Below are 18804 nucleotides of genomic sequence, written 5' to 3' on the forward strand. Positions count from 1 at the left end.
CGGAATCACTCCGTCCACCGCATTGGCGTGTCAGTTCGGCGGCGCCAGGGGCTGCACGATATCCTGGAACGGCTGCAACGCTTCGCAGGTCTCCGCATGACGATCGAGCGCCGGATAGCGCGCCGCATCGAACATCCCGGCATGGGCTTCCCGCGTGAAACGGATGACGCAGGCCACCGCAATGTCGGCGTGGGTAATGTTGTCACCAAACCAGTATTGCGTCTTGTGCCGCGCGCGGTCCTCCTCGAGGCTCGCGAATACACCGGCGATCTGCGAGCGGCAGCGCTCGACCCAGCGTTTCGATTCCTCGCCGCGCAAGACACGCTCGTAAAGCAGGCTGACAGCCTTGTCGCCGAGGCCCGTGGCCAGCGCGCAGATGTGCAACACCTCGCGCCGGACGTGAGCGCAATCGGGAATCAGAGCGCGCGACGGGCCTGATATCTCGTCGAGATAATCCAGGATGGCCGTGCTCTCGATCAGCACCTCGCCGTCGTCCAGCACCAGCGTCGGCGCCCGCATCAGCGGATTGTAGAGCGCGATCTTCTCGGCATCGCCGAAAGTCGACCACGGCGTGTGCTCGAACGGAATGCCATAGAACCGCAGTGCGAGCGCGACCCGGCGCACAAAAGGAGAGTCGTACTGGCCGATCAGATTCATCAGGTGATCTCCGCCTCGCGATACTAGTCTGCTTCCGAATCGGAGGCGAGCACGCCCTTCACCGCCTGTGACCAGCCCTTGAGTTTGCGCGTGCGCGTCGCGTCCGACATGTTCGGCTTGAATCGCCGCTCCAGCCGCCATGAATCGGCAAACCGCGCGGGCTCCGGATAGACGCCGGCGCCAAGTCCCGCGAGATAGGCCGCGCCCAGCGCCGTGGTTTCCTGAATCATCGGCCGGTCCACCGGCGCGTTGAGCAGATCGGCGAGGCGCTGCATGGTCCAGTCCGACGCCGTCATGCCGCCATCGACGCGCAGCACGGTGTTGGTCTCTTTCGCCTCCGGCCAGTCGGCGCGCATCGCTGCCCACAGGTCGTAGGTCTGGTAACACACGCTCTCCAGCACGGCATGCGCCAGCTCAGCGGGGCCGGTGTTGCGGGTCAGGCCGAACAGCGCACCGCGCACCCGCGGATTCCAGTACGGCGCGCCGAGCCCGACAAACGCCGGCACCAGATAGACCGACTGCATGGTATCGTTTTCATCCGCGAGCGGTCCCGTCTCGCTCGCGTTCTTGATCAGACCGAGACCGTCACGCAGCCACTGCACCGCCGAGCCTGCGACAAAGATCGAGCCTTCCAGCGCATAGGTGCGCTGGCCGTTCAACTGATAGGCGATGGTGGTCAGCAGCTTGTTCTTCGAGGCGACCGCGGTGGTGCCGGTGTTGAGCAGCGCGAAGCAGCCGGTGCCGTAGGTCGATTTCATCATGCCCGGCGTGAAGCACGCCTGCCCGATGGTGGCGGCCTGCTGGTCGCCGGCGATGCCGCGAATGGCGATCGATCCGCCGAGCAATTCAGGAACGGTGGTGCCGAAGCTTGCGGAGGAATCGCGCACATCCGGCAGCATCGAACGCGGCACGCGCAGCAGCTTCAGCAGATCGTCGTCCCACTCACCCGTGTGGATGTTGAACAGCAGCGTGCGCGAGGCGTTGGTGGCGTCGGTGGCGTGAACCTTGCCGCCGGTCAGCCGCCAGAGCAGATACGAGTCCACCGTGCCGAACATCAGTTCGCCGCGCTCGGCCCGCTCGCGCGCGCCGGGAACATGGTCGAGAATCCACGCCACCTTGGTGCCCGAGAAATACGGATCGACAATGAGCCCGGTCCGCGCGCTGATCAGCGGCTCATGGCCGTCGGCTTTCAGTCTGGCGCAGATCTCCGCGGTGCGCCGGTCCTGCCAGACGATGGCGCGATGCACGGCATGGCCGGTGGCGCGGTCCCACACCACCGTCGTCTCGCGCTGGTTGGTGATGCCGATGGCGGCGATGGCGGACGCCGTGACATTGGCCCTGCTCATCGCCTCGCGGCAGGTCGCGAGCGTCGAGGTCCAGATGTCTTCCGGCTCGTGCTCGACCCAGCCGGACGCCGGGAAATGTTGCTGGAATTCCTGCTGGGCCTGGGCGGCGATGGAGATGTCGGAACGGAAGACGATGGCGCGCGACGATGTCGTGCCTTGATCGATCGCGAGAATATGGGACGCCATGCCGTTTCCTCGAATGCTTTTCGTTTTGGTTTCGAAACGCCAAGAAAGCGATTGCGCGGGCGGGCGTCAATATGGAGCACGCTTCTTCCCCTCTCCCCTTGTGGGAGAGGGTGGCGAGAATGAGTGAAGCGAATTCGAGCCGGGTGAGGGGTGACATTCCATCCGTAAGAAACCCCTCACCCGCTTCGCGGCTTTGCCGCTCAGCACCCTCTCCCACAAGGGGAGAGGGTAGGAAGACGTTACACCGCCGCCGTGGTGACGCCGCCGTCGATCACGATGGTCTGGCCCGTCATGAAGGTCGAGGCGTCGGAGGCGAGATAGACCACCGCGCCCGCGATCTCGTGCGGCTCGCCGATCCGGCGCAGCGGCGTGGTCGCGGTACGGCGCTTGAGATTCTCCTGATCCTCCCACAGCGCGCGGGCGAAATCGGTTTTGACGAGTCCGGGCGCGATGCAGTTGACCCGCACGTTCTTCGGACCCCACTCGCCGGCCAGACTGCGCGCCAGCGAAAAGTCCGCCGCTTTGGAAATGCCGTAGGCGCCGATCACGGTCGAACCGCGCAGGCCGCCAATGCTGGAAATGATGACCACCGAACCGCCGCCGCGCTCGGCCATGTGCGGCATTGCCTGTTTGCAGAGCCAGATGTTGCTCTTGATGTTGGCGCCCATGATCTTGTCAAAGGCGTCATCCGTGATGTCGAGCAGCGGGCCGTAATACGGATTCACCGCCGCGTTGCAGACCAGAATATCGATCTGGCCATAGTGCTTCACGGTGCCGGCAATCAGCGCGTCGACCTCCTCGCGCCTCGAGATATTGCAGGGAATGACGTGGGCGTCACCGCCCTCCTTGCGGATGGCTTCTGCAACGCTCTCGCAGGCGTCGGCCTTGCGGCTGGAGATGACAACCTTCGCTCCCATCCGCGCCAGCAATTCCGCCGAAGCGCGGCCGATGCCGCGGCTCGAACCGGTGACGACGGCGACTTTTCCGGTGAGATCGAATGGTGAGGTTGTCATGGCCGCGTCTTCCCCTCTTGCTTGCTGACTAAAATAGTAACACGACCGCGATCTGCTCCCTCTCCCCGCCTGCGGGGAGAGGGTTGGGGTGAGGGGGAATAATTTCGATGAAGGAAAGGCCCCTCACCCGGATCGCAAAAGCGATCCGACCTCTCCCCGTAAACGGGGAGAGGTAAGGGGCGTCAGACCAGATTGCCCGCTTCGCTGACGCGGCGCAGGTGATAGTCGGTGTCGCCGAAGGTGCTCTCGATCATGGTCAGCCGCTTGAAGTAGTGGCCGATCTTGAGCTCCATGGTCATGCCGACGCCGCCGTGAAGCTGGATCGCCTGCTGCCCGACGAACTTCGACGACTTGCCGATCTGCACCTTCGCCGCAGCGACCGCCTTCTCGCGCTCCTTGGCATCCTCGAAACTGGAGGCCATGGAGGCGAAGATCGACATGCTGCGCGCCTGCTCCAGCGCCACGAACATATCCGCCGCGCGGTGCTGCAAGGTCTGGAACTGGCCGATCGCAACGCCGAACTGCTTGCGGGTCTTGAGATACTCGACGGTCGATTTCAGCGACTCGTCCATCGCACCGATCGCCTCGGCGCACAGGGCGACGCGCGCCTCGTCCACCACACGCTCGACCAGCGGCAAACCGTTCTCCGGATCGCCGATCGCGGCGTCCGCGCCGACCTCGACGCCCTCGAACCGGATATCCGCAGCGCGCAAGCCGTCCTGGGTCGGATAACCCTTGACGGTGACGCCCTTGGCGTTCGCCGGCACCAGGAATACGCCGATGCCGCTGCGATCGCGCTGGCCGCCCTTGGTGCGCGCGGTCACGATCAGCGTGTCCGCCGTTTCACCCTGCAGCACGACGAACTTCTCGCCGTCGATGACCCAGCCTGCGCCCTTCTTCTTCGCAGTCGTGGTGACGTCCGCCAGATTGTAGCGCGAGTTCTTCTCGAGCTGCGCGAAAGCGAGCGTCTTGCTGCCGTCGATGATCGAGGGAATGTGCGCGGCCTTCTGTTCGGCGGAACCGCCGTGACGAAGGAAGCCGCCGCCGAGCACCACGGTGGCGAGATACGGCTCAAGCAACAAGGCCCGGCCCAGCGCTTCCATCACGATGGACGTTTCCACCGCGCCCGCGCCGAAGCCGCCATCTTCTTCCGAGAACGGCAGGCCGAGCAGACCCTGCTCCGCCAGCTTGTTCCAGACCGCCTTGCTCCAGCCGCCCTTTTCCTTGGCGTACTTCTTGCGCTGATCGAAATCGTAGGAATCGGCCAGCAGGCCCTCGACGCTATCTTTCAGGAGCCGCTGCTCCTCGGACAAATCAAAATCCATTTTACAATCCCTGTGCTCGACGCATTCGCTTGATGACTTTGCCGGTCATTCCGGGATGCGCGCAGCGCGCAGGCCCGGAATCCACACAGCAAGCCTTGATAGAGATCCCGGGGTCGCGCTTCCGCGCGCCCCGGAATGACAACCGTTACAGACCCAGCACGGCCTTGGTGATGATGTTGCGCTGAATCTCGTTCGAGCCTCCGTAGATGGAGACCTTGCGGTAGTTGAAGTAGCCCGGCGCAACTGTCGTCGCCCAGCTCGCCTCTTCATTGCTCTTGTCGTGCTCGTCCGCGTAAGGCAGCGCGAACGGTCCGGTGATTTCCAGCAGCAGTTCGGTGATGGTCTGCTGAATTTCCGAACCCTTGATCTTGAGGGTCGACGATGCCGGATCGGGCTTGCCCTTGCCGTTCTTGCTTTCGTTGGCGACCACGCGCATCTGCGTCAGTTCGAGCGCCTTCAGCTCGATTTCCACGGCCGCGAGCTTATCGCGGAAACGGGAATCCTGAATCAGCGGCTTGCCGTCCGACTCGACCTTGGAGGCGAGATCGCGGATGCGGCGGACACGCTCTTTCGACATACCGACGCGTGCAATGTTGGTGCGCTCGTTGCCGAGCAGGAACTTGGCGTAGTCCCAGCCCTTGTTTTCCTGGCCGACGAGATTTTCGACCGGCACTTCGACGTCATCGAAGAACACTTCGTTGACCTCAAAGCCGCCATCGATGGTCTGGATCGGCCGCACGGTGACGCCGCGCGACTTCATGTCGAACAGGATGAACGAGATGCCTTCCTGCTTCTTCGCATCGGGGTTGGTGCGGCAGAGGCAGAAAATCCAGTCGGCGTGCTGGGCCAGCGTGGTCCAGGTCTTCTGTCCATTGATGACGTAAACATCACCCTTGCGCTTGGCGGTGGTCTTCAGCGAGGCAAGGTCTGAACCCGCGCCCGGCTCGGAGAAGCCCTGACACCACCAGTCGTCGAGATTGGCGATGCGCGGCAGATAGTGCTTCTTCTGCTCTTCGTTGCCGAAGGTGTAGATCACCGGTCCGACCATGTTGACGCCGAACGGCAGCGGCGACGGCGCGGGCGCCGACTGCAACTCTTCGAGGAAGATATACTGCTGCACCGGCGACCAGCCCGTGCCGCCGTATTCCTTCGGCCAATGCGGCACCGCCCATCCCTTCTTGTTCAGGATGCGCTGCCAGGTGACCATGTCTTCCTTGCTGGTATGGCGGCCTTCCACCAGTTTCTGGCGGATGTCGGCGGGGAGACTCTCCTTGAAGAAGGCCCGCACTTCATCGCGAAACGCCAGTTCTTCCTTGCTGAAGCTGAGATCCATCGGACCCTCCTGTTCGGAATTTATCTTGGCCACCTCCCCTTTTCAGGGGAGGTGAAAGCTGTCGGATTTACTGCAGGATTTCGAACAGGCCGGCAGCGCCCTGACCGCCACCGATGCACATGGTGACGACGCCGTACTTCGCCTTGCGGCGGCGGCCTTCGATCAGGACGTGGCCGGCAAGACGCGCGCCGGTCATGCCGTACGGATGGCCGACCGCAACCGAACCGCCGCTGACATTGAGCTTCTCGGGGTCGATGCCGAGCTTGTCGCGGCAATAGATCACCTGCACGGCAAAGGCTTCGTTCAGTTCCCAGATGTCGATGTCATCAATCTTGAGGCCATGACGCTGGAGCAGACGCGGAATCGCGAACACCGGGCCGATGCCCATTTCATCGGGCTCGCAGCCGGCGGCGACGAAGCCACGGAAGATGCCGAGCGGCTTGAGGCCACGCTTGGCGGCTTCCTTGTCGCTCATGATCACGGTGGCGCTGGCGCCGTCCGACAACTGGCTGGCGTTGCCGGCGGTGATGGAGCCGCCTTCGCGCACCGGCTTCAGGCTTGCGAGGCCTTCCGCGGTGGTGTCGGGACGCGGACCTTCATCCTGCGACAGGGTGATGTCCTTGTAGGAGACTTCCTTGGTGTTCTTGTCGACGACAGCCATCTTGGTGGTGATCGGCGCGATTTCGTCCTTGAAACGGCCGCCCTGCTGCGCGGCAGCGGTGCGGCGCTGGCTCTCAAGTGAGTACTCATCCTGCTTCTCGCGCGAAATGCCGTAGCGCTTGGAGACGACTTCGGCGGTGTCGAGCATCGCCATGTAGACGTCGCCCTTGATCGCCTTCAGCGCGGGATCGACCGCATGGAACATGTTCATATGCTCGTTCTGCACGAGGCTGATCGACTCGCCGCCGCCGCCGACCGCGACCTGAACGCCGTCAAAGATCACCGAGCGCGCGGCGAGCGCGATGGCCTGAAGCCCCGAGGCGCACTGGCGGTCGATGGTGGTGCCGCCGACCGTCACCGGAAGACCAGCGCGCAGCGCGGCCTTGCGGGCGATGTTGCCAGCGGTGGCGCCCTGCTGCATGGCGGCGCCCATCACCACGTCCTCGATCTCCGCAGGATCGACACCGGCGCGCTTGACCGCCTGTTCGATGGCGTGGCCGAGCAGCGTCGCGCCTTCGGTGTTGTTGAGCGCGCCGCGATAGGCCTTGCCGATCGGCGTGCGGGCGGTGGAAACGATAACGGCTTCGGTCATGAACGACCTCCTGTTGCAAGTTTTGGTTGTTGAGATTGGTTGCGTTGCTGGTTGCGTAATTCGTGGCGAGAGAGTTTTCCGACGCTGGTGCGCGGCAGTTCCTTCATGAACTCGACCGCGACCGGCAATTCGTGCTTGCCGAGCTTGCCGGCGAGGAACGCGCGCAGTTCCTCGATGGTGAACGGCTCGGCGCCGGCGCGCAGCGTCACGAACGCCTTGGACGCTTCGCCGCGATAATCGTCGGGAATGCCGATCACGATGACTTCCTGAACCGACGGGTGGGTGTAGATCGCCTGCTCGATCATCTGCGGATACACGTTGAAGCCGCCGGAGATGATCATGTCCTTCTTGCGGTCGACCAGATAGAAATAGCCGTCGCTATCCATATAGCCAATGTCGCCGGTCAGGAAGCGGTCGCCGACGAAGGCCTCGGCGGTTTCCGCCTCGCGATTCCAGTAGCCCCTAGTGACATTCGGGCCGCGGATGCGGATTTCACCGGTTTCGCCGACCGGCATCACTTTTTTCGGATCGTCGAGCGAAACCACATCCATCTCGATGCCGGGCAGCATGAGGCCGATCGAACCGGGCTTCTCCGGGCCGTCCGGCGGATGGCCGGTGCCGGGTGAACAGGTCTCGGTCATGCCCCACCCGCTTTTCAGCGCGAGCTTGGTCTTGCGCTCGAACACCTTCGCCACTTCCACCGGCAACGGGGCGCCGCCGGAGCCGGCAAACGCCAGCGACGACAGGTCGCGCTTGTCGAGATCGGGCAGGCTGGCGATGGCGATCCACATGGTCGGCACGCCGGGGAACGCAGTGGCGCGTTTCACTTCGATGTCGCGCATCACGGCTTCGAGATCGAACCGCTGGTGCAGCGAGATCAGGTCACCGTTCTTCAGCGTGCGCAGCAGGACGACGGTCAGCGCATAGATATGAAACAGCGGCAGCACGAGGATGACGCGCTCGGTGGTGTTGCGCTCGGCCTTCTGCTTCGCGCCCCACACGTCATAGATCGAGACCGCCGAGGTCAGATTGCCGTGGGTGAGCATCGCGCCCTTGGGCAAGCCGGTGGTGCCGCCGGTATATTGCAGCAGCGCGATGTCGTCGGCGCTGACCTCAGGCCACTTTGCGGGCGGCTGCGCGCCTTTGACGAAATCCTTGAACGTAACGATCGCCGGATTCGCCGGGATCGCAGCCCGCGGATTGCCGACATCGCCCCAGGTCTCGTCCTCGCAGACGATCAGCCTGTCGAGCAGCCCCTTCTCGAAGAATTTCAGCGCGGTGGGCAGCAGCGTCGCCAGGTTGCTGGTGACGAGAATGCGCGCGCCGGAATCCTTCAGCTTGTGGGTGAGCGCGATCTCGCCATCGAGCGGTGAGAGATGCACCACGCGCGCGCCGGATTTCAGCGCGCCGAAGAAATTCACCGGATGATCCGGCGAGTTTCCCAGAAACAGTGCGATCGACGATCCCCTGCCATAACCGGCGCGGAGAAAGGCCGATGCGGCGTCATCCACCATTCCTTGCAGCTCAGTGAAGGAAATGGGCCGGTCGCGGAATTCGATCGCCGTGCGCGAACCGAAATCCGCGGCCGCCTTCGACAACAAATCCGGCAGCGTGCCGCGTGGGATCGGTGAATCCCAGCGCACGCCCTCCGGATAGTACTGTTCGCCGGGATGGGTCATGGACAGCGCATCCTGATTAACGAGACACTCTCAGCGCCTCTGTTCCCTCCCCCCTTGCGGGGGAGGGTTAGGGAGGGGGGTGAGCTGCAGACATTGAAGTCGCGATACCCCCACCCCCGACCCCTCCCCGCAAGGGGGAGGGGTGCAGAGGGAGGTTGCAGCTCGCTCGGTGATAACATCACGCGCCTTTGGCGAGGGACGCGAATGTCTTGCCTTCGTCCGCCAGACGCTTGAGCAGCGGGGTCGGCTCGAGCGACGGATCGTTGGTCTGCTTGGCGTAGAACGACAGGCGCTCCGCGATCGTCTTCAGACCGACCTGGTCGGCGTAGAACATCGGGCCGCCGCGATAGATCGGCCAGCCGTAGCCGTAGAGCCAGACCACATCGATGTCGCTCGGACGCGCCGCGATCTTCTCTTCAAGGATGCGCGCACCCTCGTTGATCATCGGATACATCAGGCGCTCGAGGATTTCCTGATCGTCGATCTGGCGGCGCTTGAGGCCGAGCTTGGCGGTGGTTTCCTCGATCAGCTTTTCGATTTCAGGATCCGGCAGCGGCGAGCGCGAGCCGGCTTCGTACTTGTAGTAGCCCTTGCCGGTCTTCTGACCGAAGCGTCCGGCCTCGCAGATCGCGTCGGCAATTTCCGACTTGATGCCGCGGTCCTGGCGCGAGCGCCAGCCGATATCGAGACCGGCGAGATCGCCCATCGCGAACGGGCCCATCGGCATGCCGAACTTGGTGAGCACGGCGTCGACCTGCTGCGGCAGCGCGCCTTCAAACAGGAACTTCTCGGCCTGCTTGCCGCGGGCGGCGAGCATGCGGTTACCGACGAAGCCGTCGCAGACGCCAACCACCACCGGCACCTTGGCGATGCGCTTGGCGACAGCCACCGCGGTCATCAGCGCGTCAGGCGCGGTCTTTTCGCCGCGCACGATCTCGCACAGCTTCATCACGTTCGCCGGCGAGAAGAAGTGCATGCCCAGCACGTCCTGCGGACGCTTGGTCATGGCGGCGATCTGGTTGATGTCGAGATACGAGGTGTTGGTGGCAAGAACGGCGCCCGGCTTGGCGAACTGGTCGAGCTTGCCGAACACGTCCTTCTTGATGGCCATGGTCTCGAACACGGCCTCGATGATGAGGTCAGCATCCTTGACGTTTTCGATGCCGACCACGCCCTTGATCAGGCCCATGCGCTTGGCCGGTGCGTCGGCAGGAATGCCGCCGCGTGCAGCGGTGGCTTCATAGTTTTTCTGCATAACGCCGAGGCCGCGCTTGAGCTGCTCGCCGCCGGTCTCGATCAGGGTGACCGGAATGCCGGCATTGGCGAACGACATCGCGATACCGCCGCCCATGGTGCCGGCGCCGATAATGGCGACCTGCTTCACGTCACGCGGCTTGGTGCCTTCTGGCACACCAGATACCTTGGCCGCTTCACGCTCCGCGAAGAATGCATAGCGCTGCGCCTTCGACTGATCGCCGTTCATCAGCTTGATGAACAGGTCGCGCTCAGACTTGAGCGCCTGATCGAACGGCTGGTCGAGCGAGTGGCTGACAGCTTCTGCGGCGGCGAGCGGAGCTTCCAGACCGCGGTTGCGCTTATTTGCCGCAGCAGCCGCGTTGGTGAAGATCGACTTGTCCGCCTTGGCGGCAGCGAGCTTAGAATCGTCATCGCGCAGCTTGCGCAGCGGACGCTTCTCGGCGAGCACCTTGCGCGCGAAAGCTTCACCGCCGACTGCGGGTTCGCCCTCGACGACCTCGTCGATCAGGCCGTTCTTGAGCGCATCGGCCGCACCGATCGGATCGCCGCCGACAATCATCTTCACGGCAAGCTCGGGACCGACTGCGCGCGGCAGGCGCTGGGTGCCGCCGGCGCCCGGCAGCAGGCCGAGCTTCACTTCGGGAAGGCCGAGCTTTGCGTCCTTGGTGGCGACGCGGAAATGCGCGCCGAGCGCGAGTTCAAGGCCGCCACCGAGCGCGGTGCCGTGAATCGCGGCAACCACCGGCTTGGAGGAATTCTCGATCACCTCGATCACTTCATGAAGGCTGGGCGACTGCGGCGGCTTGCCGAACTCGGTGATGTCGGCGCCCGCGATGAAGGTGCGGCCGGCGCATGCAATGACAATCGCTTTGACCGATGCATCGGCTTCGGCGCTCTTCACGCCGTCGGCGATGCCCTTGCGCACCGCGGCGCTGAGCGCATTCACGGGAGGGCTGTTGACGATGACAATTGCAACCGCGTCGCGACGTTCAACCTTGACCACTTCGCTCACACAACTCTCCTTGCAGCGCTGTTTTTTGAATATTTCGCAGTGCGGAATTAAATTCCACATCTTGACACGGAGGGATATTTTGAAGCACGTCCTTTGTCAACGAAGACCACATATGCGGTTTGACGAATGAAACGCCCGCCGAAGAAATCTGCGACGGATCGCAGTTTTGTTATCGCGTTGTCGCGAGGGCTCGATGTGTTGCGCGCATTCCGTCCAAGCGATGGCCTTCTGGGAAATCAGGAAATCGCAGCGCGAACGAATTTGCCGAAGCCGACGATTTCGCGGCTCACCTACACGCTGACGAAACTCGGTTATCTCACGCCCGTTCCGCGTTTCGAAAAATACCAGCTTGCACCTGCCGCGATGGCGCTCGGATATTCCGCGCTCGCCAACATGGGCGTGCGCCATGTGTCCGATCCGTATCGCGATCAGTTGATGCGCGAGACCGGAGGCGCGGTCGCCATCGGCGCGCGCGATCGTCTCAGCATGATCTACTTCGGACAGAGCCGCAGTGAGTTGACTGTCGGCGTGCTGCTCGATGTCGGCTCCAAGGTCCCGATCGCAACGACGGCGATGGGCCGCGCCTATCTGTGGGCGCTGCCGGAGGACGAGCGCGCCAACCTGATGCGCGAAATCAAGGAACACGCCGGCGCCAACTGGCCGAAGGTCCGCGAAGGCATCGAGCGCGCCGGCGAATGCGTTGCGAAGCACGGCTTCGCCATGTCCGCCGGAGAATGGCACAGCGACATCCACGCGGTCGGCGTTGCGCTAAAGCTGAACGATGGAACCGGCCCCTATGCCTTCAACTGCGGCGCGCCGGCCTTCAAATTCAGCGAAGTTCTATTAAAGAACGATATTGGCCCTCGCCTGGTCGCGATGGTAAGAAATATCGAGATCGCGATGACCGGCAGCGTCGGGCGCGGTCCGCAAACCAAAGAAAATACGAGCATCAAAAAAATCAAAACAGCAGGGGGAAAAGTAACACGTGTTGCCGAGGGAATCCGCTAGCCGCCACCGTCGCGGTGGTATGCCAGATAACCTGGGCCTGGCGACACCGTCCCGGCCCTGAAACTGGAATCCTTTCAAGTTCGAAAAAAGAACTTTGTTGGATTCTGTCCGGCGACAGTGCTAAGGGAAAACTCGAAATCGCGCCCGCCCACGGCGTTGCGCGCGGATCGCAAAACAAAGAAACTGCCGACACCAAGAAAATGAAACCGCCAGGAGGAAAAGTTGCACGTATTGAGGGGATCGGATAACCGCGCGCGTTGCGGTTACATGCAGGCGGGAACTTCCCGGCCTTGCGTGGACATCAACACATGATGCAGGCACAGGTTGCGCAGGGGAATGCCCCCTTGCTCGCGGTTCGCGACGTCTCTGTCGTGTTCGGCGGCATCATCGCGTTGAACGGTGTTTCGTTCGACATGAAGAAGGGCCAGATTCTCGGCCTCATCGGTCCGAACGGCGCCGGCAAAACGACGCTCTTCAATTGTCTCAGCAGGCTTTATCAGCCGAGCAAGGGCGAGATCCTGATGGAAGGCCAGAGCATTCTGGTCCACCAGCCGCAGAAGATCGCCGAGGTCGGCATCGGCCGCACGTTCCAGAACGTCGCGCTGTTTCCGCGCCTGACCGTGCGCGACAACATCCGCATCGGCGGACATTGCCGCACCAAGAGCGATTTCATCAGCGATGCGGTGAAACTGCCGTGGGTTCGCGAGGAAGAGCGCAAGCTCAACGCGAAGGTCCATGAAATCCTCGATTATCTCGACCTGCACGACGTCGCCGACCGCGAAGTCTCGGGTCTTCCGTTCGGCACGCAAAAGCGGGTCGAGCTTGGCCGCGCACTCGCCGCCGAGCCGAAGATCCTGCTGCTCGACGAGCCCGCCGGCGGCCTCAATCACGAGGAAGTCTACGTTCTCGGCGACCTGATCTGCCGTATCCGCGACCAGCGCAACATCACGGTTCTGCTCGTCGAACATCACATGGGATTGGTGATGAAGATCGCCGATCACGTCGTCGCACTGAATTTCGGCAAGAAGCTCGCTGAAGGCACCCCGTCTCAGGTGCAGTCCGACCCCGACGTCATCAAGGCCTATCTGGGGAGCAAGGACCAATGAGCACGATGCTGACAATCAAGGACCTGCGCGCCTATTACGGCCAGGTGCAGGCGCTGCACGGACTGGAATTCTCCCTCAACGAGGGTAGCGTCACCACCCTGCTCGGCGCCAACGGCGCCGGCAAGACCACGACACTGCGGGCGATCTGCAACATGATCCGCTCCACGGGCAACATCGAGTTCGACGGCAAGTCGCTCGCCGGCGTGTCCACCGAGAACGTGGTGCGGCTCGGCATCGCCCATGTGCCGCAGGGCCGCGGCACCTTCACCAACATGACGGTCGAGGAAAACCTTCAGCTCGGCGCCATCTCGCGCAGCGGCAAGAAGGATATCGAGAACGACATCGAGCAGATGTACGGATTCTTCCCCGTGCTCAAGCAGCGCCACACCCAGCAGGCGGGAACGCTGTCGGGCGGCGAACAGCAGATGCTCGCGGTCGCCCGCGCGCTGATGCTGCGTCCCCGGCTGATGCTGCTCGACGAGCCCTCGTTCGGTCTGGCGCCGCTCATCGTCCGCGACCTCTTCGGAATCCTCGGCCGCATCAACCGCGAGCACAAGGTGACGATCCTGGTGGTCGAACAGAACGCCCAGCTCGCGCTCGAACTGGCGGAACAGGCCTATGTGATCGAAACCGGACGCATCGTGATGTCGGGAAGCGCGAAGGAAATCGCGAACAACGAAGACATCCGCAAATCCTATCTCGGATACTGAGGACCAAGCCATGGAACTGTTTACCAACCAAGTCCTGGCTGGCATTGCCACAGGCGCGATCTACGCCTGCATGGCGCTGGCCGTGGTCATGATCTATCAGGCCATCGACCACCTGAACTTCGCCCAGGGCGAAATGGCGATGTTTTCCACCTTCATCGCCTGGCAGTTGATGCAGTGGGGCCTGTCGTTCTGGCCGGCCTTCCTGCTGACGCTGGTGATCTCGTTCATCGGCGGCATCGTCATCGAACGCGCGCTGTTCAAGCCGCTGACCAATGCGCCGGTGCTGGTGCATGTCGCCGGATTCATCGCACTGTTCGCGATCCTCAACAGCGTCGCGGGCCTGACCTGGGACTTCACGATCAAGCAGTTCCCCTCGCCGTTCGGTTCGTCCGGCTTCCTGGGCAGCCAGCTGATCTCGACCCACCAGGCCGGCATGATCGGCGTCACGCTGGTCCTGCTTCTGCTGCTGTTCTTCTTCTTCCGCTTCACGCGTATCGGCCTTGCCATGCGGGCAGCGGCGTCGCTGCCTGAATCGGCGCGTCTTGTCGGCATCAACACGAGCTGGATGATCGCGCTCGGCTGGGGCATGGCCTCCGCCATCGGCGCCATCGCCGGTCTGCTGATCGCGCCGGTGGTGTTCCTCGAACCCAACATGATGGGCGGCATCCTGCTGTACGGCTTCGCAGCCGCGGTGCTCGGCGGCCTCACCTCGCCGTTCGGCGCGGTGGTCGGCGGCTTCCTGGTCGGTGTCTTCGAAAATCTCGTGGGCACCTACATTCCGGGCGTCGGCAACGAACTGAAACTTCCGATCGCGCTGGCACTGATCATCGTCGTGCTTGTCATCAAACCGTCCGGTCTGTTCGGCCGCGCCATCGTACAGCGAGTTTAATCATGAGCACCGTTCAGGACTCCGTTTCGCAAGCTCCAGCGGTCGCCGCGCCATCGAAGAAGTCGATGACGGTCGGCACCACCACGACCCTCGTGATGCTCGCGCTGCTGATCATCACGCCGCTGTTCGTGAAGAACTTCATCATCTTCCAGATGACGATGGTGCTGATCTACGCCATCGCCATCCTGGCCCTCAATCTGCTCACCGGCGGCAGCGGGCAGTTCTCGCTCGGCCAGAGCGCGTTCTACGCGGTCGGCGCCTATACCGCCGGCATTCTGATGGAGCATCTCGGCGTCAACTATGTGCTGACGATTCCCGCCGCGGGCCTCGTCTGCTTCATCTTCGGGTTCCTGTTCGGATTCCCGGCGTTGCGGCTCTCGGGCGTCTATCTCGCGCTCGCGACCTTCGCGCTCGCTGTGGCCATGCCGCAGATCCTGAAGCTGAACGTGTTCGAGCACTGGACCGGCGGCGTGCAGGGCCTCGTCATCACCAAGCCGGACGCGCCGTTCGGCCTCAAGATGTCGCAGGACATGTGGCTGTACTACTTCACGCTGTTCGTCTCGGGGATCATCTACCTCCTGGCCGTGAACCTGCTGCGAAGCCGTTCCGGACGCGCGCTGATGGCGATCCGCGACAATCCGATCGCCGCCTCGGCGATGGGCGTCGACCTGCCGCTGTACAAGACCCTGGCATTCGGTGTCTCCGCTGCGTTCACCGGCATCGCCGGAGCGCTCGGCGCCATCGTGGTGCAGTTCGTGGCTCCCGACAGCTTCACCATCCAGCTCGCAATCGCGATCTTCGTCGGCATGGTGGTCGGCGGCGTCGGCTGGCTGCCGGGATCGCTGGTCGGTTCCGCCTTCATCGTGTTCGTGCCCAACGTCGCGGAACACATCTCGAAGGGCCTGTCCGGCGCGGTGTTCGGCGTCTTCCTGTTCGCCGTCATCTTCCTGCTGCCCCACGGCGCCCGGCAGGTCGCCTACTACATCGAGGCTTTGTTCCGCAAAAAGAGCAAATCCTAAGGGTAGCCATAAGTTTGATTTAACGACGTTAAATCAGGCTTGTCGGCATCTGATTGTTTGCGCATGGTGCTTCCGGAAATCGGTTTCCGGACCAGGTGACAGGGGTCTGATTCAGTTCATCTGAATCAGACCCCTCATTTTAGCCTCTCGGGGTATAATGTCTTTCCGGAGCCGATTTCCGCTAGGCGGAATACCGCATCTCAGGGAGAGACTACGATGTTATCCAAACTCAAGCTCAACGTAGCGGCAGTGTCGGCCGTCGCCGCGCTCGCGATGACGAGCGGCCATGCGCTCGCGCAAAAAAAATACGACACCGGCGCGACCGATACTGAAATCAAGATCGGCAACATCATGCCCTACAGCGGCCCCGCGTCCGCGTATGGCGTCATCGGGAAGATGGAAGAAGCCTACTTCAAGATGATCAACGATCAGGGCGGCATCAATGGCCGCAAGATCACCTTCATCACCTATGACGACGGCTACAGCCCTCCGAAGGCGGTTGAGCAGGCGCGCAAGCTGGTCGAGAGCGACGAAGTCCTGCTCATCTTCGGACCGCTCGGCACGCCGTCGAACTCCGCGATCCAGAAGTACCTGAACGCCAAGAAGGTGCCGCAGCTGTTCGTGGCCACCGGCGCCACCAAGTTCGGCGAGCCGAAGGAATTCCCCTGGACCATGGGCTGGCAGCCGGCCTACCAGAGCGAAAGCCGCGTTTACGCCAAGCATCTGCTCGCGACCAAGCCGGACGCCAAGATCGCAATCCTCTACCAGAACGACGACTTCGGTAAGGACATGCTGAAGGGCCTGAAGGACGGTCTCGGCGCCAAGGCGTCGCAGATCATCGCCGAGGACAGCTACGAGGTGTCCGAGCCGACCATCGACTCGCACATCATCAAGCTGAAGGCCTCCGGCGCCGACGTGTTCGTCAGCTTCACCACGCCGAAGTTCGCCGCACAGGCGATCAAGAAGGTCGCCGAACTCGGCTGGAAGCCGATGTACATCCAGAGCAACGTCGGTGCATCGGTCGGCAGCGTGCTCAAGCCGGCCGGCTTCGAGAACGCGCAGGGCATCCTCTCGGCGGCCTACGCCAAGGACGGCGCGGACCCGCAGTGGGACAACGACGAAGGCATGAAGAAGTTTTACGCCTTCCTCGCCAAGTATGCCCCCGACATGAACAAGGCCGACGGCTCGGTCGTCTATGGCTACGGCCAGGCGCAGACGCTGGTTCAGGTGCTCAAGCAGGCCGGTGACAACCTGACCCGCGAGAACATCATGAAGCAGGCCGCAAACCTGAAGGACTTCGTCCCCGACACACTGCTGCCGGGCGTGAAGATCAACACCAGCCCCACCGACTTCTACCCGATCGACCAGCTGCAGATCATGCAGTTCAAGGGCGAGAAGTACGAGCTGCAGGGACCGATCATCACCGGCGGAATGGGCGGAAGTTAACCTTTCGCGCTGCGAAACAGACTGCCGCAAAAACGAGCCCTCCGCGACCCCGTCGCGGAGGGCTTTTCGTTGTGCGGGGCCTGCAAAGGGTATTGAATATTGCTGAGCCGCAAAGAGCTCAAAAATCAAAAAACACAACGAAGACACAAACACGATTCCAAGGAGGAACGTAATGTCAGCTATCTATTCGCGAATAGCGATCGCTTCGGCCGCCGTGGCCCTGCTCGCCGCGACAAGCACCGGCGCACTTGCCCAAAAGAAATACGATCCCGGCGCATCCGATACCGAAATCAAGATCGGCAATATCATGCCCTACAGCGGACCGGCCTCCGCCTACGGCGTCATCGGCAAGACCGAACAGGCCTACTTCAACAAGATCAATGCCGAGGGCGGCATCAACGGCCGCAAGATCAACTTCATCTCGTACGACGATGCCTACTCGCCGCCGAAGGCTGTCGAACAGGCGCGCAAGCTGGTCGAAAGCGATGAAGTCCTGCTGATCTTCAATTCGCTCGGCACGCCGTCGAATTCGGCGATCCAGAAATACATGAACTCCAAGAAGGTGCCGCAACTGTTCGTCGCCACCGGCGCGACCAAGTGGAACGACCCGAAGGAGTTTCCCTGGACCATGGGCTGGCAGCCCAGCTACCAGAGCGAAGGCCGCATCTACGCGAAGTACATGATGAAGGAAAAGCCAAACGGCAAGATCGGCATCCTCTATCAGAACGACGACTACGGGAAGGACTACCTCAAGGGCATCAAGGACGGTCTCGGCGCCAAGGCGGCTACGATGATCGTCGCCGAGGAACCCTATGAGACCAGCGTTCCGACCGTCGACTCGCAGATCGTCGCGCTCAAGTCGAAGGGTGTCGATATCTTCATCAGCATCACCACGCCGAAGTTCGCCGCCCAGTCGATCAAGAAGGTCGCCGAACTGCAGTGGAAGCCGATGTTCATCCTGAACAATGTCGGCGCCTCGACCGGCACCGTCATGAAGCCCGCGGGCTTCGAGAACTCGCAGGGAATCATCTCCGCGGCTTACGCCAAGGATGCGACCGACCCGCAATGGAAGGACGATCCAGGGATCAAAAACTTCGATGCCTTCCTCGCCAAGTACTTCCCCGATGGCAATCGCGCCGACGGATCGGTGATGGTCGGTTACGATGTGGCGCAGACCCTGGTTCATGTTCTCAAGGCGTGCGGCGACAACCTCACCCGCGAAAACGTCATGAAGCAGGCGGCGAGCATCAAGAACCTGCAAATCGACGGCTTGTTGCCGGGCATCAAGATAAATACCAGCGCGACCAACTTCGCACCGATCAGCCAACTGCAACTGCAGAAGTTCGAGGGAGATCGATGGGTGCTGTTCGGCGATGTGATGAGCGGTGAGGTCGGCGGCTAGGACCTTCGCACTGCAAAAGGCAGATCTTAGTCTTTAATGCTCTGCCTCATATTCCGCCTGATGAAACATTGAGCCCTCTGCGACGCTATCGCAGGGGGCTTTTCGTTGAACGAACCGGCGAAACGGTATTGAATGACAGCGAGCCGCCAAGAGCTCTCAAAAGC

Annotated in this window: 15 protein-coding genes; 7 read left to right on the forward strand and 8 right to left on the reverse strand. The window is 62.3% G+C overall.

The window, feature by feature from the left end; translation table 11 throughout:
• Nucleotides 1–30 precede the first annotated feature (30 nt).
• The 8 genes from HMPREF9695_RS20215 to HMPREF9695_RS20250 all read right to left on the reverse strand — a co-directional run bounded on the left by HMPREF9695_RS20215 (nt 31) and on the right by HMPREF9695_RS20250 (nt 11060).
• The gene (locus HMPREF9695_RS20215; RefSeq protein ID WP_006022758.1) at nt 31–657 is read right to left on the reverse strand and encodes a glutathione S-transferase family protein; all 627 of its coding nucleotides are present in this window, start codon (nt 655–657) and stop codon (nt 31–33) included.
• Between the two features lie 23 nt (nt 658–680).
• On the reverse strand, nt 681–2189 hold the full coding sequence (glpK, locus tag HMPREF9695_RS20220) for a glycerol kinase GlpK (protein WP_006022759.1): 1509 nt from the start codon (nt 2187–2189) through the stop codon (nt 681–683).
• A gap of 239 nt (nt 2190–2428) precedes the next feature.
• Nucleotides 2429–3202 carry an SDR family NAD(P)-dependent oxidoreductase gene (locus HMPREF9695_RS20225; RefSeq protein ID WP_006022760.1) on the reverse strand — a complete coding sequence of 258 codons (774 nt, stop codon included), beginning with the start codon at nt 3200–3202 and terminating at the stop codon, nt 2429–2431.
• Nucleotides 3203–3384: 182 nt separating this feature from the next.
• Nucleotides 3385–4527 (reverse strand): pimeloyl-CoA dehydrogenase small subunit, encoded by a 1143-nt coding sequence (gene pimD, locus HMPREF9695_RS20230; protein WP_006022761.1) that lies wholly within the window; start codon nt 4525–4527, stop codon nt 3385–3387.
• A 145-nt stretch (nt 4528–4672) separates the two neighbouring features.
• Nucleotides 4673–5860: a pimeloyl-CoA dehydrogenase large subunit gene (pimC, locus tag HMPREF9695_RS20235; protein WP_006022762.1), complete on the reverse strand. Its 1188-nt coding sequence runs from the start codon at nt 5858–5860 to the stop codon at nt 4673–4675.
• 67 nt (nt 5861–5927) lie between these two features.
• Nucleotides 5928–7112, reverse strand: coding sequence for an acetyl-CoA C-acyltransferase (locus HMPREF9695_RS20240; RefSeq protein ID WP_006022763.1), 1185 nt, complete (start codon nt 7110–7112; stop codon nt 5928–5930).
• A complete protein-coding gene (gene pimA / locus HMPREF9695_RS20245; protein ID WP_006022764.1) occupies nt 7109–8791 on the reverse strand; it encodes a dicarboxylate--CoA ligase PimA in 1683 nt (560 codons plus the stop codon). Before pimA ends, HMPREF9695_RS20240 begins: the two co-directional genes overlap by 4 nt.
• Nucleotides 8792–8969: 178 nt before the next feature.
• Nucleotides 8970–11060 (reverse strand): 3-hydroxyacyl-CoA dehydrogenase NAD-binding domain-containing protein, encoded by a 2091-nt coding sequence (locus tag HMPREF9695_RS20250; RefSeq protein ID WP_006022765.1) that lies wholly within the window; start codon nt 11058–11060, stop codon nt 8970–8972.
• 126 nt (nt 11061–11186) lie between these two features.
• On the opposite strand from HMPREF9695_RS20250, the gene HMPREF9695_RS20255 reads away from it, so the two are divergent.
• The 7 genes from HMPREF9695_RS20255 to HMPREF9695_RS20285 all read left to right on the forward strand — a co-directional run bounded on the left by HMPREF9695_RS20255 (nt 11187) and on the right by HMPREF9695_RS20285 (nt 18640).
• Nucleotides 11187–12068 (forward strand): IclR family transcriptional regulator, encoded by an 882-nt coding sequence (locus HMPREF9695_RS20255; protein WP_041712982.1) that lies wholly within the window; start codon nt 11187–11189, stop codon nt 12066–12068.
• A 308-nt stretch (nt 12069–12376) separates the two neighbouring features.
• Entirely contained in the window at nt 12377–13174 is a 798-nt protein-coding gene (locus HMPREF9695_RS20260) for an ABC transporter ATP-binding protein (RefSeq protein WP_006022767.1), read from the forward strand.
• The gene (locus HMPREF9695_RS20265) at nt 13171–13884 is read left to right on the forward strand and encodes an ABC transporter ATP-binding protein (protein WP_006022768.1); all 714 of its coding nucleotides are present in this window, start codon (nt 13171–13173) and stop codon (nt 13882–13884) included. Before HMPREF9695_RS20260 ends, HMPREF9695_RS20265 begins: the two co-directional genes overlap by 4 nt.
• Nucleotides 13885–13894: 10 nt before the next feature.
• Nucleotides 13895–14773: a branched-chain amino acid ABC transporter permease gene (locus HMPREF9695_RS20270; protein WP_006022769.1), complete on the forward strand. Its 879-nt coding sequence runs from the start codon at nt 13895–13897 to the stop codon at nt 14771–14773.
• A gap of 2 nt (nt 14774–14775) precedes the next feature.
• Nucleotides 14776–15792, forward strand: a complete 1017-nt coding sequence (locus HMPREF9695_RS20275) for a branched-chain amino acid ABC transporter permease (RefSeq protein WP_006022770.1) — start codon at nt 14776–14778, stop codon at nt 15790–15792.
• 216 nt (nt 15793–16008) lie between these two features.
• Nucleotides 16009–17238, forward strand: a complete 1230-nt coding sequence (locus HMPREF9695_RS20280; protein ID WP_006022771.1) for an ABC transporter substrate-binding protein — start codon at nt 16009–16011, stop codon at nt 17236–17238.
• Nucleotides 17239–17410: 172 nt separating this feature from the next.
• The gene (locus HMPREF9695_RS20285; RefSeq protein WP_006022772.1) at nt 17411–18640 is read left to right on the forward strand and encodes an ABC transporter substrate-binding protein; all 1230 of its coding nucleotides are present in this window, start codon (nt 17411–17413) and stop codon (nt 18638–18640) included.
• Nucleotides 18641–18804: the final 164 nt, after the last annotated feature.

It is taken from the genome of Afipia broomeae ATCC 49717 (assembly GCF_000314675.2).
Classification (GTDB): domain Bacteria; phylum Pseudomonadota; class Alphaproteobacteria; order Rhizobiales; family Xanthobacteraceae; genus Afipia; species Afipia broomeae.